This window comes from Streptomyces sp. NPDC002994, from assembly GCF_040611155.1.
Lineage (GTDB): Bacteria > Actinomycetota > Actinomycetes > Streptomycetales > Streptomycetaceae > Streptomyces.
This window is the reverse complement of sequence record NZ_JBEXNQ010000030.1, coordinates 55987-72803: the sequence shown is the minus strand read 5'-3', so window position 1 is coordinate 72803 and position 16817 is coordinate 55987. Positions and strand designations below refer to the sequence as shown.

At 74.1% G+C, this 16817-nt stretch carries 6 protein-coding genes; all 6 read right to left on the bottom strand.

The genetic code is table 11. From position 1 onward, the window contains the following. Positions 1 to 2: 2 nt before the first annotated feature. From ABZX79_RS31105 to ABZX79_RS31080, 6 genes are read right to left on the bottom strand one after another with little or no spacing between them, the layout of a single operon-like run. On the bottom strand, positions 3 to 1898 hold the full coding sequence (locus ABZX79_RS31105) for a class I SAM-dependent methyltransferase (protein WP_355265083.1): 1896 nt from the start codon (positions 1896 to 1898) through the stop codon (positions 3 to 5). Continuing rightward, positions 1895 to 3061, bottom strand: a complete 1167-nt coding sequence (locus ABZX79_RS31100; RefSeq protein WP_355265080.1) for a nucleotide disphospho-sugar-binding domain-containing protein — start codon at positions 3059 to 3061, stop codon at positions 1895 to 1897. The genes ABZX79_RS31105 and ABZX79_RS31100 overlap by 4 nt, the downstream gene beginning before the upstream one ends. Further along, on the bottom strand, positions 3058 to 3870 hold the full coding sequence (locus ABZX79_RS31095; RefSeq protein ID WP_355265077.1) for an alpha/beta hydrolase: 813 nt from the start codon (positions 3868 to 3870) through the stop codon (positions 3058 to 3060). Before ABZX79_RS31095 ends, ABZX79_RS31100 begins: the two co-directional genes overlap by 4 nt. A gap of 7 nt (positions 3871 to 3877) precedes the next feature. Further along, positions 3878 to 4270 carry a phosphopantetheine-binding protein gene (locus tag ABZX79_RS31090; protein WP_355265074.1) on the bottom strand — a complete coding sequence of 131 codons (393 nt, stop codon included), beginning with the start codon at positions 4268 to 4270 and terminating at the stop codon, positions 3878 to 3880. Further along, positions 4260 to 9548: a beta-ketoacyl synthase N-terminal-like domain-containing protein gene (locus tag ABZX79_RS31085; RefSeq protein ID WP_355265071.1), complete on the bottom strand. Its 5289-nt coding sequence runs from the start codon at positions 9546 to 9548 to the stop codon at positions 4260 to 4262. The genes ABZX79_RS31090 and ABZX79_RS31085 overlap by 11 nt, the downstream gene beginning before the upstream one ends. Continuing rightward, positions 9541 to 16785, bottom strand: coding sequence for an SDR family NAD(P)-dependent oxidoreductase (locus tag ABZX79_RS31080; protein WP_355265068.1), 7245 nt, complete (start codon positions 16783 to 16785; stop codon positions 9541 to 9543). Before ABZX79_RS31080 ends, ABZX79_RS31085 begins: the two co-directional genes overlap by 8 nt. Positions 16786 to 16817: the final 32 nt, after the last annotated feature.

Here is a 16817-nt window from a genome sequence, read left to right as displayed (position 1 = left end):
ACTCACCAGCCTTCCGTGTCGGCGGGTGTCCTGCGAGCGAGCAGGCGGTAGGCGTTGCCGCCGTCGGTGGCGCGCGCCACCGCCGAACGCACTGCGTCCAGGGCCGCCGCGGCGGCGTAGCACGGCAGCGACGCGCTCTGCACGGCCGCGCGGAACGCCCGCCGCGCCGGGGTGGCACGGCCAGGGCCCCAGGGGGCGTACGGGTTGGGGGCGAGCCGGTTGGCGGTGAGGAGGACGGCGCCGAAGAAGTCGCAGGACTGGTGGGCCGCGCCGTGTTCCTCGGCGAGGACGGTGAATCCGCGCTCCACCAGCGCGCGGCGGAGATTGGCGAGGGGGATGAGGTGCTGGTGCTGGGGCTGGAACCAGGGCAGCCAGGCGGGGCCCAGGAGGCGGGCGAGGCGCGATTCGGGGTCGGGCAGCTCGATGAGCAGATGGCCGCCGGTGGGCAGTACGACGGCGGCCGCGTCGAGTTCGGCCAGCGGGTCGCGGGTGTGCTCCAGGTAGTGGTACATGCTGACGGTGTCGTAGCGGTGGGCGAGCCCGGCGGCGAGGTCGGGGAACTGGCCGTGGTGGGCGGTGGTGACCCAGCCGCGCGCCTGTGCCTCCCGCACGGCGGCGGCCATGTCCAGGCCGTCGAAGCGGGTGTCGGGCCAGACGTCGCGCGCGCTGTCGCAGAAGTGGCCGTGCCCGGTGCCGACGTCGAGCCAGGCGGTGGGGGTCCCGAAGGGTTTCAGCATTTCGGCGCGGTCGCGGTACGAGCGGCCCATCCTGGCGAACACGACGTCGGCGCCGCCGTCACCCAGGCCGTCGTAGAAGTCGCGGTAGTAGAAGTCGAGGCCGTCGAGGGAGAGGCGGGGGTTCTGGAAGACGTGCCCGCAGTCGCCGCACTGTTCGAGGGTGAACCGGCCCGGCTTGCCCTGGAACAGGTCGGGGACGCGGGTGCGTACGGAGAGAGAGCCGGAGCCGCACCAGGGGCAGTCGGGGCGACGGTCCTCGAAGAACCGGTCGGTGCCGGCTTTCAGTTCGGCGGTGTAGTACGGCCGGAGCGCCTCCAGTTCGGGCGACGGTCCGGGGCTGGGGCGGGCGCTCACGGCGGTACGGAGTGCGGCGCCGAGGGAGTGCAGAGGCCGCGCGGCGGCGGCGCGGGGCAGGTCGGCCGGGCGCAGGGGGCTCCGGGGACCGCCGAGGACGAGGACGGGCTGCAAGCAGTAGAGAGCGGCGGCCGCCGCGCCCCAGCGCCGGTCCGCGACGGCCGCGCGCAGGAGCAGGGCGAGACCGGCCAGTTGGGCGGTGGCCACCAGGCCCGGGGGCAGCCCCTGGGCCCGGAGTTCTGCGGCCCGCAGGGCGAGGTCGGGGGTGGGGGCGGCCAGGCCGGGGGCGATGGCGACGCCGGTCGCGGTGGCGGCGTACTCCTTCAAGCGCTTGAGGAGGGTGTGGAGTTCGTCGGTCCTGAGCTCCGCCCCGAGTTCGGGACCGAGTTCGGGACCGAGCTCTGTGCCGCTGCCGATCCCCGCCCGGCGCCGGACGTCCTCGGCGACCAGCAGGGCGTGTCCGGTGCCGCGGCCCTCGGCCGTGCGGGCGTAGTGGTGGGCGCTGGGGTCGAGGACGCGGAGCAGGCTCAGAGCGCGTTCCGTGTCGAGGCGGCCGGGCAGCAGGTCGAGTACCTGCAAGCCGGTTCGTTCCGCGTGGGCCACGGCGGCGCGGAGGGTGGCGTCGTCGACGTCGACTCCGCGTGCGGTGATCAGGTGCCATTCGTTCCGGGGCGGGCTGCTCGCGTCGGGGGAAAGATCCAGGACCGGTACGGCGGCCAGCCCGCGGCGGGCGCGCACGGTTCCGGCGGTGAGCCCGGCCAGCACGGCGAGGGCCGCCCATGGGACGCGGGTACGGGGCTGTGTCATGTCAGCTTCTCCAACCGGTCGGCCGCGGTCACGGCACCGCCGGCCGCGGCGAAGGACGTCTGGATGCGGCGGGCGGCGTGGCGGTGAGCGGGGTCGTCGAGTACGGCTTCGAGTGCGTCGCGCAGCTCGCCCGCCCGGGCCCGGCCGAAGCGCACCCGGATGCCTGCTCCGGCCGCCTCGACCTGTTGGGCGACGATCGGCTGGTCGTCGCGTATCGGCGCGACGACCAGGGGCAGGCCGTGGGCGAGGGCCTCACAGACGGTGTTGTGGCCGCCGTGGCAGACGACGGCGTCGAGGTGCGGGAGGAGTTGGAGTTGGGGGACGTACTCCTGGAGCAGGACGTGGTCCGGCACCTCGCCGACGGTGTCCGCGGGTGCGGCCAGGATGATTTGGACGCGGTCGGCCAGTTGTTCCACGGCGAGCAGGACTGTGGCGTAGAACCGGCCGCCCGCCTCCCGGTTGAGCGTCCCGAGCGAGACCAGCACCCGGCGTCGTGCGGGATCCAGCCGCTGCCACGGGAATGACGAGCCGTCGGAGGGGCGCGGGCCGAGGGCCGGGCCGACGAAGGCGTAGTGCTGGGGGTACGTCTCGCCGGGGCCGACCAGTTCGGGGGTGGAGAACACCAGGACCAGGCGGTCCGAGAAGCGCGCGTCCCAGCCTGCGGGCGCCCCGCAGGCCGCGAGCAGTCCGGCGATCCGGTCCGCCACCCACTCCCCCACCCGGGGGAAGCCGGCGAAGGGCCGGGTGAACTCCGCCGAGGTCGACGCGGACGTCACCCACGGCAGTCCGCGTCGCCGGGCGACCACCGCTCCGGCGAGCGCCTGCTGGTCGACGACGAGCACATCGGGGGCGTACGCGTCGACCGCCCTCTCGACGCCGGGCAGCATGGCATGGGCGAGCGGGATGAGCGCCTCCTCCCACAGGAAGCGCAGGGCCGCGACGCCGCGCAGGTCGCGCCAGTGATCGTGGAGCGTGCCGTAGCCGCCGGTTTCCGCGCTGTCGCCGGAGGGATGCAACTCTGCGCCTGCGGGCAGCAGTTGGTGCAGTGCCCCTGCGGGTCCTGTCCAGGCGACGCAGTGTCCGCGGGCGGTCAGCTCGGCGGCGACGGCGACCGTGGGGTTGACGTGTCCGGCGAACGGCGGGACGACGAACAGCACCTTCATACCGTCACCGCCTCGGGCTGCTGCCGCGCGGGCCCGGCGAGTCGGTCGAGCACCGCCCGCCGGAGCTCGTCGGTGCCGCCCTTGAGTACGTCGTGGCCCAGGCCCGGCAGGACGCGGACGGTGCAGTGGGGTGCGTGGCGGGCCAATTCCCGGGCGCCGGGAAGCAGTTCGGAGTGCTCGCCGCAGACGGCCAGCACGGGGCAGTGCACCCGGGCGAAGTCCCTGAACGTGAAGGGCCGGGCCGCCGCGATGTCGTCGATCAGGGTGGTGCGGTTGAGGAGTTCATCGGCGGTGGTGGTCAGGCGGGCGGCCTTGCGCGCTCCGATCGAGGCGAGTTCCTGCGGCACGTGGCTGCCTTCGAGGTCGAGGGCGGCGACGGAGAGCGTGTCGAGCATGTTCTCGAACCAGGGGCCGCTCAGCGGTGCCTCGATGAGGATGAGCCCGGCGACGAGGCCGGGGTGGGCGAGCGCGGTGTGGAGCGCCAGCATGCCGCCGTAGCTGTTGCCTATGAGGTGTACGGGGCGCTGGTCGAGGCCGAGGGCGACGAGCAGGGCGGTCAGGTCCCGTACGGCGCTGTCGGTGTCGTACCCGGTGGGCGGCCGCTCGCTGCGGCCGTGGCCGCGCAGGTCGTACAGGACGACGTCGTGCCCGGCCCGGGCGGCGGGGACGGCGAGGGTGCAGTAGAAGCTGGAGAGGTTGTCCACGACCAGGCCGTGGAGGAAGACGGCGACGGGTTCGCCGGCACTGCGGTCACGGCCCGGCAGCCGCTGCACGTGGAAGCGTACGGAGTTGGCGAGGATCTCGGCCATGGCGAGCTCAGGCGGCCGAGACGGACGAGGCCGACCGGGTTGACGGGATCGACGGGGTTGACGGGGTTGACGGGGCCAATGGGGATGACGTGGTCGGCGAGGCCGACGGAGCCGGCGGCGCTGCGCCGGCGATGTGGAACACGAGGTCGCCGACCGTCATGGCGAGGATCTCCTCCATGTCCCTCTCGGCCAGGAAGGCGATCAGGTCCACCGCCGCCCCGTACCGCTGCTGGAGCAGCTCGGCGAGTGCGACGAACTCGATGCTCTCCAGCGCCAGATCCTCGTTGAACGTGGTCTTCAGAGTGACCTCCTCCGCGAGGAGGAACTCGTCGCCGACGGTCTCGACGAGCATGGCGGTGATCTCGGCGAGTATCCGTTCGGCCGTGGGGTCAGATGCCATGGCTGGCCTCCGTCGGGTCGGTGGTGGCTGGGGTGGTGGTGGATGCGGATGTGGATACAGTCCGGGCGACGACATGGAGGGTGGGTCCCTCGTCGCCGGGGCCGGGCAGGTCGTGGACCGTGCTGATCCTTACGGCGTGGCTACGGCCCTCGGGGGACGTCACCAGGAGCCCTGCCGGAGCGTCGATGACAGTCCACTGCCGCAGGCGTCCCCCCAGGCCCGTGCCTTCCGCCTTGGCGGCTGCTTCCTTGGCGCACCAGAGCGCGGTGAGCGCCTGCGCCCGGCCGGTGCCTCCGCGCGCGGCGAGCTCCTCGGCGAGGCACCGCTCGTCGGCGGTGAGGGCGATACGGCTCAGCGCGGCGGGATCGTCGGTGACGGTCTCGACGTCGATGCCGATGCCGATGCCGATGCCGATGCCGACGGTGCGAGCGGGTTGGGCGTACGCGACTGCCAGCCGGTCCTTGTGGGCGAGGGAGAGCCGTAGCCCTGCGGCGAGCGGGCCTTCGGGCCGTGGGCGACCCTGGTCGTCGTTGCCCACGGGGACCTCGGCCGGGAAGACGGGGCCCGCGTCGCGCTCCCACAGAAGCCCGCGTATCGCGTCCTTCGCCGCGATCCGGCCGAGCAGCCAGGCCGCGCGGGCCCGCGGTGGACGCTGCTCGTACGCCGCCCGCTCGGCGGCGCCGAGGTAGCGCCGCATCACCAGCTCCTGCGAGGCGGGGTCGGTCCAGCGGCGCCGCGCGAGACACCAGCCGCCGGGCTGCGGCTCGCCGATGCCGCAGATCTCCGGCGTGAACTTCATCGGCCACACCCGCTCGTCGGCGGCGAAGCGCCGGTACGTCCAGCCCTCCAGGCGGGCCAGTACGGTGCCGTCGCCGTGGGTGAGTTCCACGTCGCCCAGCACGGAGCCCGGCCGCACGGCGCGGATGCGGGCGGTGGCGCGTACGAGTGCGCCGTCACGTGGGGCGGGCCCGTAGAGGCGGACCCGCTCCAGCGACGCGGGGAAGACCAGCCGGTCGACCGGCAGCCTCAACTGCATCCAGTGCCCGAGGAGTTGCCCGGCGGCATCGAAGAGCGCGCCGGGCGCGGGCAGGGCGCGCAGCACCCCCCGGATGCCGTCGTCGGCAACGGCGGTCACCTCGTGGACACCGGCGAAGGCGGGCCCGTGGAACATCCACCGGTCGCGGTAGAGGGCCTCGGCGCTGACCGGCGGCGGCCCTTCGCGGGTCAGCGCCGAGTGATCAGGAGCCCGGCGGGCGGGACGACGGTCGGCCAGGACGACGGTGACGGTCGCGCACCCGGCGATATCCACCCGCACCCGGCCGCTGTCGGAGGGGTCGCGGAAAGCGTTGATCTCGGCATCGACGGGCGGGGCGACGGCGAGCCAGCGCAGGGCCCGCACATCGTCGAAACCGGCCACCGCACGCCCGGGCACAACCTGACGCGCGGCGTCCGCGGCCAGCTCCAGCAGCGTCGTCATGGGGACAACGGGGAACCGGTCCGAGGGCTCGGGCCAGGTGTCGGGCTGGAGGTAGACGCAGTGGTCACGCACGTACGGCATGGTTTCCAGGGAGAGCCGACGGCGGGTGCGGTGCGTCCGTGGCGCGGTGGGCGGCGGCCGGAGGGCGGGGGCCGCGCGCCAGGCTTCCGCGACGCTGCGTGCCGCGGCCCCCGTCTCCTCCAGTACGGCGTCCAGGGCAGAGACGAGGGCGGGGCTTGAGGCGTCGGGTGGCCGGGACGGGACGCCCACGGACAACGCGGGCGCGTTGCCGCCGAGGCTGACCAGCGGGGAGCCGAGGTCGAGCCGTACGAGACCCGGTCCGGGCGCTGTCGGCGCGACGGGGGAAGCGGGCGCAGGGGGCGCAGCCGGTGCCACGGCCGCAGCAGGCACAGCAGACGCAACAGGTGCCACGGGCCCAGCGGGCGCAGCAGACGCTGTGGGCGAAACAGGTGCCATAGGCGCCGGGGGCAAAGCAAGTCCGGCCATCATCCCGGGGTTGCGGCCCGTCAGGCGTTCCCAGCGGGGATCGAGGCCTTCCGTCCACAGCGCTGCGGCAAGCCGGCGCAGTTGGTTCAGCCCGTCGCCGCCCCGGGCCGCGCCCGCGGAGACGGCGAGGTGGTCCCGGCCGTGCAGGGTGTCCGCCACGAATCCGGGGAGGCTGCCCGGGCCCATCTGTACGAAGGCCCGTACACCCTCGGCGTACAACCGGCTTGTCAGCTCGCGGAAGCGCACCGGTTCCAGCAGGTGCCGCAGCACCACGTCGCGGACTTCGTGCTCGCCCGCCGGGTAGAGAGCGCACGTGGTCGCCGACCACACAGGTACGGTCGGCGGCCGCAGCGGCAGTCTGGCGAAGGCGGCGCGTACCTGATCGAGGTACGGGGCCCACATCGGCGTATGGAAGCCGGACCGGAAGGGCAGCTCCTGTGTGAGTACGCCCTGGGCAGCCAGCCGGTTCAGCGCGTCGGCAACGGGGCGTGGCTCGCCGCACAGCACCGACTGGTGGGGGCAGTTGTCGTGGCTGACGGCAACACGGTCGAGCCCACGCAGCGCGTCGGCCGCTTGCCGCGCGCCGCAGCCGAGGGCCGCGTACACGAGATCGGGGACGTCCAGATCGCCGGGGCGCAGCGAATCGAGAAAGGTGTCGACCGCCTGCTGCGGGTACATCCCGGCCACCACCATGGCGGTCCACTCGCCGAGGCTGTGGCCGGCCAGCAGGTCGGCCTGGATGCCGAGTTCGGGGAGAACACGGGCGAAGAACCGGCCGACGGCGATGGCGTCCACCGCCCGCTCGACCAGTGCGCCGCCGCCGGTCAGGGCGGGCCGGGGCAGCCCGAAGTGGTCGGCAACGCCGTCGGCGCAGGGAGCGAACTCAGGCTCCAGCCCGGGAAAGAGGAACGCGAGCCGGGCGTCGCCCGCGAGCAACGGCCTCGGCGCAAACCACACACCGCCACGCCCGCGCCACGGCTTCCCCCGAGCGACAACCGCCGCTGCGAGGGCCCGCCGCTTGCGCCCGTAGGGCCCGACGAGAGCAAGGCGACAAGGACCACCGGAGCCGAGCGGCTCGGAAGCCGGCCAGCGATCGGGCAACGCTTCGAGCAGCCCCAGGAGTTCGCGGGGCGTGGCGGCAGCAATGCGAAGCACGAACTCGCCCGCCACAGGGCGCGTGGCTACCGGCGGGCGAACCGCCGAAGCGGGCACCGAAGCCTCCGGAACCGGGTCCGCGGTTGGCAAGGCCGTCGGGCGCGAGACCGCCGATGCGAAACCCGGCGCGTCCGCGCCCACAGATACCGAGACCGCCACAGGCGAGGCCGCAGGCGCCGAGGCCGCCGGATCCTGGCCCGCGGGGTCCTGGCCCGCGGAGGCGGCCAAAGCCGAAACGGAGGCCGCCGAACCCGTGCCAGCGGATCCCGGCGCCGGCAGAACCGAGCCCACAACTGGCGACACCCCCGGAACCGAGCCCGCACCTGCCGACGCCGCCGGAACCGGACCCGCCGACGCCGAGGCCGGTTGCCTCGGGGGCCACTGATCAGGCGGTGGTGGAGGGCTCTCGTTGCCAGGGTGGATCCTGGGCTCCGTCCCGCCCGGGGGCCCCGGGTCGGCGGGCGGACGGGGTGCCTCCTTGCCAGGTGGCACAGCGGGCTTGGGCGCGGTGCCTGGGGCCGCCGCCCCGGCCCTGAGCGGTCCGCCCGTCGGGCGCGCTGTGCCCGGCGGTAGTCCAGCGGGCGCCGCCGTGCCTGTCGCGGCCGTACCCTTCACCGGCAGTGCCGTCTCCGTAGCACGTCCCCGCACCGCGTGGCCGGTCGCGTCGGCCGGGCCCGCCTCCCGTACCAGCGGCACGGCCCCCCTGCCCGGTGACTCCTCCAGCACCACGTGTGCGTTGATGCCGCCAAAGCCGAACGCGTTCACCCCCGCCCGTCGCGGTGCGCGCCCGCGCTCCCACGGCTCCGCCGCCGTCACCGGGCGCATGCGCGTCCGCGCGAAGCCCTCGTGCGGTTCGTCGAGGTGGAGGGTCGGGGGCAGCGTCCCGTCGTACACCGCGAGTACGGCCTTGATCATCCCGGCCATCCCCGAGGCCTGCATGGTGTGGCCGAGCATCGACTTCACCGAGCCCATCGCGACCGGGTGGGCGCCCGCCAACCGGGGGCCGAACACCCGGGCCACGGTGGTGAGTTCCGTCTCGTCGCCGACCGGTGTCCCAGTACCGTGCGCCTCCAGCAGGCCGAGCGCGTCGGGCGCGGCCGGGTCGAGACCGGCCTGCCCCCACGCCTGCCGCAGGGCGCGTACCTGGCCGTCCACCAGGGGGCTCATCAGGCTCGACGCCCGGCCGTCACCGGCCACGCCAACCCCTCGTACGACGGCGTAGATACGGTCGCCGTCGCGTTCGGCGTCCGCCAGGCGCTTGAGGAGGACGACGCCGGTGCCCTCGGAGAGCAGCGTGCCGTCGGCACGGCGGTCGAAGGGGCGGATCGTCTGGGTCGGGCTCAGCGCCCGCAGCTGCGTGAAGACGCTCCACAGCGTGGCGATATGGCAGTGGTGCACGGCCCCCGCGACCACCAGGTCGCAGCTGCCGCCCGCCAGGAGACCGGCCGCCTGCTCGACGGCGAGGAGCGACGAGGCGCAGGCGGCGTCCAGGGTGTAGGCGGGGCCCCGGAAGTCCAGACGGTTGGCGGTCCGGGCGGCCGTGAAGCTGGGTACGAGGCCGATGGACGCGTCCGGCCGCTCCGGGCCGAGACCCGCCTGGAACGCCTCGCGGACCGCCGTGATCCGGTCCTCGCCCAGCTCGGGAGCGAGTTCACGCAGAGTCGCGGCGATCTGGTGGGCCGTGCGTACGCGCTGGTCGAGGCGGGCTGTGGCAACGCCCATGAAACCGCCGCGGCCGAGGATCACGCCGATCCGGGAGCGGTCGGCGGGCAGCCGCTCATCGCCCCCCGCATCGGCCACCGCCTCGGCGATGACGCGCAGCGCGAGCAGCTGATCGGGCTCTGCCCCGGCCACGGCCGCGGGCATGATGCCGAACCGGGTCGGGTCGAAGGCGGCGAGGTCGTCGATGAAACCGCCGCGCCGACAGTAGAAGTGATCGCTGCGGGCCGGGCCTTCGGCCCCGTTCGGGTCGTAATACACCTCGGGATCCCAGCGGCCGGGCGGTACGTCGCTGATGGCGTCCAGGCCGGCGAAGAGATTCCTGCGGTACGCGGCCAGGTCGGCGGCGCCGGGGAACACGGCGCCCATGCCGACGACGGCCGCGTCGGCCGGGCGGGGTCCGCGTCGGAGGTCAGCCATGGCGGGCCTCCCCCGGCTGCTCCGCCATGAGGACGACCTGGCCCACGGTGCCGTGCGCGAGCTCGGCGAGGAACGCGGCGGTGCCCGCGGCGGGATCGAGGAGCGGGATGCCGCGGCTCGCGTACATCCGCTCCAGTTCCGGGGTCACCATGCCGCCGGCCTCGGCGGCCCACGGCCCCCAGTCGACGGCGAGGACCCGGCCCGGGAAGCGGCGTGACCAGGCCGGGGTGGCGGCCAGGGTGTCCAGGGCGTCGTTCGCGGCCGCGTAGTCGGCCTGGCCGCGGTTGCCGAAGACCCCGGCGACGCTGCCGAAGAAGACCAGGAAGCCGGGGGCGGGCGCGTCGCCGTGGTCGGCGGCCGCGTCGGCGAGGTGACGGGCACCGTCCACCTTGGTGGCGAAGACGCGCGCGAAGGACGCCGGGTCCTTGTCGCACAGCAGCCTGTCCTGGATGGTTCCGGCACCGTGCACGATCCCGTCGAGGCGGCCGTGACGTGCGCGTATGTCCTGAATTACGGCCCGTACGGCGTCGGCGTCGGTGACGTCCGCCGCGTGGTAGCGCACGGAGGCGGCGACACCGCCGAGCGCGGCGAGGGTGCTGCGTATCTCACGAGCCGCAAGGACACGGGACGCGGCCGCTTCAACAGCGGCAGGGGTGCGCAGGCCTTGCCGGACAAGGGCCGCGCGCAGGGTGACCCGGTCATGGGCGTGAGCGACCGCCGGATCCTCGGCGTCGTCGGGGGGTGGCGTACGCCCGATGAGCTCGATGTGGCATCCGGTGGCGTGGGCGAGGGCGACGGCCGTACGAGCGGTGATGCCGCGCGCTCCGCCGGTGAACAGCACCACCGCGTCGCGGCCGAGCGGGAGCGGTGGCGGCGGTTCGGTGTCGGGGAGGGGGGTGGTGACGGTGCGCAGGCTGTTACGGGTGCCGTTGGTGTAGCCGACGGCCACCGGCTCCTCGGGGGAGCACAGTTCGGCGATCAGGTGGGCGGCGATCCGCTCGGGACGGTCCTTGGGGTCGACGTCCACGGCGCGGACTTCCACGCCGGGGTATTCGATCGCTGCCGTACGGGCGAATCCGTACAGCCCCGCACCAGGAACCGGGTCGGCGGAGTGCGGTGACGAAGCGGTACGACCGAACGCCCCGCCGCAGCCGGTAACGAGCAGCAGCCGGCGCGTGCCCGCCACCAGTATCTCGCGCAACGCCCCGAACGCCTCCGGAAGCACGGGTGCCTCGGCCGCACGAAGCGCACCCAGGTCCACCACGCCGTCGGCTCCGGCGGCGTCCGCCAGGCGTTCCCGGCGCACGGTACGCACCTCGGCGCCGTAGGACTCCAACGCGGCGGCCAGGGCGACGCCGACACCAAGGCCGTCGTCGACCACGGCAAACCGCCGTCCGGGCAGTACGTCGGCGGGTTCACGGCTCACGGGCGGCCCCACGGGGGCGACTTCGACGAGCAGCCGGGCGGTCCGGGGGGCGGACCGCACGACGCCACCGCGAGCGAAAGCGACCTGGGGCTCACCTGGGTCCGTATCCAGGCGCCCCATGGCGACACCGGCAACGGCCCGCTCGGCGCCCGGTTCGGTGGCGGAGCCGGTGCCGATGCCGCAGGCGCGGACCCCGGCAGGGCCGGAGGCCGGGTCGGAGACCGGGTCGGAGACCGCACCCGTACCGAAGCCCGCACCCAGGCCCGTGGCGGCGTCCAAGGCCGGGACCGCAGCAGGGCCCGAGGCAGGGCTCGCGCCAGAGCCCACGGCCGCACCCGTACCGAAGCCCGCATCCCGGCCCGAAGCAGGGCCCAGGGCCAGGTCCGAAGCGTGGCCCAAGGCCAGGTCCGACGCTGGGCCCGAAGCCAGGTCCGATGCTGGGCCCGTGCCAGGGTTCACCGCCAGGCCCGCACCAAAGCCCGCACCCAAGCCTGTGGCGGAGTTCGCAACGGGGTCCGACGCCATGGCCGTAGGCGAGTCGGCGGAGTGAGTCACGGCCAGGGGGGTGGCTCGCGCGGTCAGCCAGTCGACCATGCCGCTGATGGTCTTCAGCCGGGCGAGTTCCTCGACGGCCGATTCCGCCGGACCGTCCGCCCCTCGCGGCAACCCGATCCGATCGGCGAGCGCACCGATGATCTCCACCCGCTTGATGGAGTCCACCGAGAGGTCGGCTTCCAGGTCGAGAGCCGGGTCGAGCATCTCCCTCGGGTAGCCGGTGCGGACGTGGACGATGTCCAGGATCGCGTCCATGAGTTGATCTGGCGTCAGGGGCTGGGAAACCTCTGGTTCCTCGGCCGCTGCGCGCGGAGCCGGCACTTCGGGGGTGTACTGCTCCCGGGCGGGCGGGATCGTTGCCGAGGGTGGAGCTGCCTCCGCCCCCAAGTAGCCCAGCAGTACGTCGCGCTGCGCGGCCACCAGTTCCCGTGCCCCGCGCAGATACTCCAGTACGGCGTCCTCCCGCCGGTCCACAGCTGCCACCGGACCCGCCGCCGCCACCCGCCGGGCCGGAAGCAGTCCGCCCGCCACCGGCTCGCCGTCCGCGGTCCGTACGAGATGGCCGTCCACCAGCCATCCGGCACGCCTGGGCGCTTCGGCGGGCAGCGGCGCGGTGCGGCCCTTGAACAGACGTTCCAGGTCGAACGGGACGCCCGCCGCGGCAAGTTCGGCAAGTGCGGTGACCAGGCGGGTCAGGCCGTGTTCGCCCGGCACGTCGAGCGGGACGGCGGTGTGCGGCCGGTCACCCAGGGTGCGGCCTACGAGACCGGTGAGCACCCGGCCGGGTCCGGCTTCGACGAACGTCCGCACTCCGGAGGCGTACATCGCTTCGATCTGCTCGGCGAAGCGCACTGGTTCGGCGAGCTGGCGGGCCAGCATGTCCCGTACAGCCAACGGGTCGGCGGGGTAGCGGCCCGCTGTGGTGTTGGACCACACCGGGATTCCCGGCCCCGCCACGACCTCACCGGCCAGCTCGCCGGACAGGGCCTCGGACGCCCCGGCGACGACCTCACTGTGGAATGCGCAGGCCACCGGTATGCGTTCGGCGGCGATGCCCGCGTCGCACAGTGCGGCGATGGCGGCGTCGACCGCCGGGGTCGGGCCGGAAATGACGGTCTGCTCCGGTGCGTTGTGGTTGGCGACGACGCATCCGGCCGGCAGCCCGGGTAGCTCGTGCGGGGCCGCGGACACGGCGGCCATCGCCCCGGGGTCGTCACCGGCGGCGGCGAGAATCGCGTCGGCACGGCGGTCGCTGAGCCGCAGGAGGGTCGCGGTGTCATAGGCACCGGCTGCCCACAGGGCGACCAGCTCTCCGTAGGAGTGGCCGGCCGTGCAGTCGGGGCGTACGCCGAGCGAGGTGAGGAGCAGGTGCACGGCGGCGCCGGCGAGGCCGAGTGCGGGCTGGGCGGTCCGCGTGTCGGTGACGGCCGCGCGCTGGGCCGCTCGTTCTTCGGCGGTGAAGGCGGTGGGCGGGAACATCGCGGCGACGCGGCGCGGATCCGCGCCGTCGAGCAGGGTCCGCAAGCGCGGGAAGGCGACGAAGAGGTCGCTCAGCATGCCCGGCCGCTGGCTGCCCTGCCCGGGGAAGAGGAAGGCGACCTGCCCAGGCGGCGTGGTCTCGTCCCGTACATGGACCCCGTCGGCGGCGACGAAGTCCCGGGCCGGGCTCAGCTTCGCGGCCAGGTCGTCGAGGTCGGTGGCGACGAGCGCTACCTGGACCGCGCCGTCATCGGCGGAGGAGGCGGATGCGGATGCGGATGCGGATGCCCAGCATTCGGCAGCGAGGTCGCGCAGCGGCCACGGGCGCCCTGCCGCGTCGTTCTGCTCCAGCCTGGCGACGAGGCGGTCCATGGCGCGGCGCGCAGCCGCCCGGTCGGCGCCCCGGAAGCAGAACAGCTCGGCGGGCCAGCTGTCCAGCCCGTGCGCCGGCTCGCCCGCATCACCGTAACTCGCCAGCACCGCGTGGTAATTCGTGCCGCCGAAGCCGAACGCGCTGACCGCGGCGAGCCGCCGGCCCCCAAGCGCGGACCACGGCCTGGCCTCAGTGTCGAAGAAGAACGGGCTGGTGTCCGGCTGCCAGTCGGGATTGGGGCTGCTCAGGTGCAGGGTGGGCGGTCGTACGCCGCTGTACACGGCCCGTACCGCCTTGATGAGCCCTGCCAGGCCCGCCGCGCATTTCGTGTGACCGAGCTGCGACTTGACCGATCCGAGCGAGCAGGACGCGACGCCCGCGCCTACGCGCCCGCCTACGCCCCCACCCCCGAACGCCTCGGTGAGGACGGCCAGTTCGGTGCTGTCACCGACGACGGTGCCCGTGCCGTGCGCCTCCACAAGTCCGATCTCACCGGGGGTGATCCCGGCCCGCCGGTAAGCACGTTCCAGGGCGCGTCGCTGCCCTTCGGGCCGTGGGGCCGTGAGCCCGAGGGAGCGTCCGTCGCTGGAGGCGCCCACGGACTTGACGACGGCGTAGATACGGTCGCCGTCGCGTTCGGCGTCGGCCAGGCGCTTGAGTACGACGCAGGCGACGCCCTCGCCGAGCGCGATGCCGTCGGCGGCAGCGTCGAAGGGGCGGCACTTGCCCGTGGGCGAAAGGGCGCGTACGGAAGCGAACATCAGGTAGTCGTTGATGCCGTTGTGCACATCGGCTCCGCCGCACAACGCCATGTCGCTGTCCCGGTCGCGCAGTTGCTTGCAGGCCAGATCGAGGGCTGCGAGCGAGGATGCGCAGGCGGCGTCGATCGTGCAGTTGGCGCCGCCGAGGTCGAGGCGGTTGGCGACGCGCCCGGCGATGACGTTCGCGAGGACGCCGGGGAAGGAGTCCTCGGTCAGCCGGGGCAATTGGGCATCGAGTTCGGGCGGCAGCTCGCCCAGGTAGCCGGGGTGGAGGGCCCGGAAGCCGTAGGCACCGGCAAGATCGGTGCCGGCCTCGGCGCCGAAGACGACGGAGGTGCGGGAGCGGTCGAAGTGCCGCTCCCCCGCGTAACCGGCATCGGCCAGGGCGCGGGCGGCGATGTCGAGGGCGAGCAGCTGCACCGGCTCGATGCTGCCGAGCGAGGCCGGGGCGATGCCGTGCGCGAGCGCGTCGAACGGGGCGGGCGCCAGGAAGCCGCCCCACCGGGACGGGGTACGTTCGCCCGCCCGCGCCGGGTCGGGGTCGTGGTAGGCGGCGGCGTCCCAGCGGTCGGCGGGCACTTCGGTGACCGAGTCGGTCCCGGCGACGATGTTCGCCCAGTACCCGGCGAGGTCGTCCGCGCCGGGGTAGCGGCAGGCCATGCCGACGACGGCGATGTCGAGCGGGGCTTCCCGGTCCGCGGCGGGCTCAGGCTCCCGAAGCCGCTCCGCACGCTCGGCGAGCAGGTCCGTCGCACCCTCGGTCACCTGGGCGTGCAGGGCGGCGACCGTGGTGGTGGCGGTGCGTGCGGTGGCGATCTGGCCGAGCATGTAGAGGCCCTCGCCGTGCTGCTCCTCCTCGTCGACCGGGACGGGTCCCGTCGCGGTGTGGCGCAGGCCCTTGCTCGCGATACGCAGCCGCCCGAGGTTGAGCCTCTCCAGCTCCTCCCACACTTCGTTCGGGCTCGCGCCGTCCTGCCTCAGCCGCTCGGCGGTGGTGGTGAAGGCATCGGTGTACGGCGTGGTGGCGCAGCGGGTCGCGTGGCCTGGGGCGGTGCGCAGCAGCGTGGTGGTGTCGCAGTCGAGAGCGGTGCTCTGGAAGCCGGGGAGTACGGCTCCGGCGGTGACCGCCTCCTCGGTGAACAGGTAGGCGGTTCCCATGAGTACGCCGGTCCGGGCGCCGCGCTCGGCCAGCGGCCCGGCGGCGGCAGCGGCCATCGCCGCGGAGCGCTCGTCGTGGATGCCGCCCGCGAAGAGTACGTCGAGTTCGGCGGCGTACGGGCAGGAGAGCAGTCGCTCGATCTGCTCCTCCCAGAGCGGGAAGGCCGCGCGCGGGCCGATGTGGCCGCCGCATTCGAGCCCTTCGAAGACGAAGCGCCGCGCTCCCTCAGCCAGGAACTGGTCCAGCAGTCCCGGCGAGGGTACGTGCAGATAGGTCCTGGTCCCGGCGGCTTCGAGCGGGGCCGCCTGGGCGGGGCGGCCGCCCGCGATGATCGCGTACGGCGGGCGCGCTTCGGCGACGGCGGCGAGCTGCTCGCGGCGCAGCTCGTCCGGGGCGAAGCCGAGCAGGCCGACTCCCCAGGGCCGGCCGGCGAGGCGTTCGGCGGTTTCGGTGAGCAGCCCGCGTACCTCTCGGCCGTCCATCACGGCCAGGGCGAGGAAGGGAAGCCCGCCCGCGTCGGCGACGGCGGCGGCGAAGGCGGGCCGGTCGCTTACCCGGGTCATGGGTCCTTGGACGACCGGCAGATGCTCCTCGCCCGGGCGCGGCAGGAGGGGGCGGACCCGTACGGCGGCCTCGATGTGCCCGGTGACGGCCGCACGTACGGCCTGCACGACGGAGCCGGTCGTGCGGTGACGCGCCGCGAGCCGGGCGGCCGTGGCACCGTCCTGGCCGATGGGCAGAGGCTGTGCACTCAGGCCGCGCGCGCCCAGCAGCCAGGCGATGTCGCCTTCGGGCAACGCCAGATCGGGGCGGGTGTAGACGCGGTGGTCCGAGACGACCGTGGTTTCGCTGCCGTCCATGGCACGGATCGCGGCCGTGACCGCGGCCGGCAGTTCGGCCACTGCCTCGGTGGTGAGCGCGAGCTGTGCGTCGAGTACGACACCGGCGGCGCCGCCCGCGACGGCGGCGGCGGCCGTATGGGGTCCGATGCCTCCGGCCGCGAAGACCGGGACGTCCAGCTCCCGGTCGGCCAGGAGGCGTTGCAGCAGTACGAAGGTGGTCAGTTCACCGACCCGGCCGCCTGCCTCGTGCCCCCTGGCCACGAGCCCGGCCGCTCCGGCGGCGACGGCGGCCTCCGCCTCGCCGGGGCTGACGACCTCTGCCCACAGCCGGCGCCTGCCGTCGGCGGCCCACTCACCGGTCCCGGCCCGCCACCACTCTTCGGCGAGCAGGACGGTGTCCACGGCGGCGGGCAGTTCTTCCGGGGTGAGCGGGCATCCGGCCGGTACCCGGACTCCGTACGGCCCGCGTCCGCGAAGTGCGGCCAGCGCGGTGCGCGCCCGGTCGCGGTCCCTGCCGAGGTCGAGCAGGCCGAGGGCGCCGGCTCGCTGCGCGGCGACGACCATGGCGGGATTGGGTTCCTCGAACGGGCTGACCACGACGACGAGGTCCCGACGGAAGGACCGGGCGGGCTGAGAGATCACGGGCTCTCCTTTTGCTTCCGGGCAGTTACTTC

Bases quoted from the DNA above. Each gene is read 5' to 3' on its own strand.
- ABZX79_RS31105 (WP_355265083.1), bottom strand. From the start codon at position 1,898: ATGACACAGCCCCGTACCCGCGTCCCATGGGCGGCCCTCGCCGTGCTG.
- ABZX79_RS31100 (WP_355265080.1), bottom strand. From the start codon at position 3,061: ATGAAGGTGCTGTTCGTCGTCCCGCCGTTCGCCGGACACGTCAACCCC.
- ABZX79_RS31095 (WP_355265077.1), bottom strand. From the start codon at position 3,870: ATGGCCGAGATCCTCGCCAACTCCGTACGCTTCCACGTGCAGCGGCTG.
- ABZX79_RS31090 (WP_355265074.1), bottom strand. From the start codon at position 4,270: ATGGCATCTGACCCCACGGCCGAACGGATACTCGCCGAGATCACCGCC.
- ABZX79_RS31085 (WP_355265071.1), bottom strand. From the start codon at position 9,548: ATGGCTGACCTCCGACGCGGACCCCGCCCGGCCGACGCGGCCGTCGTC.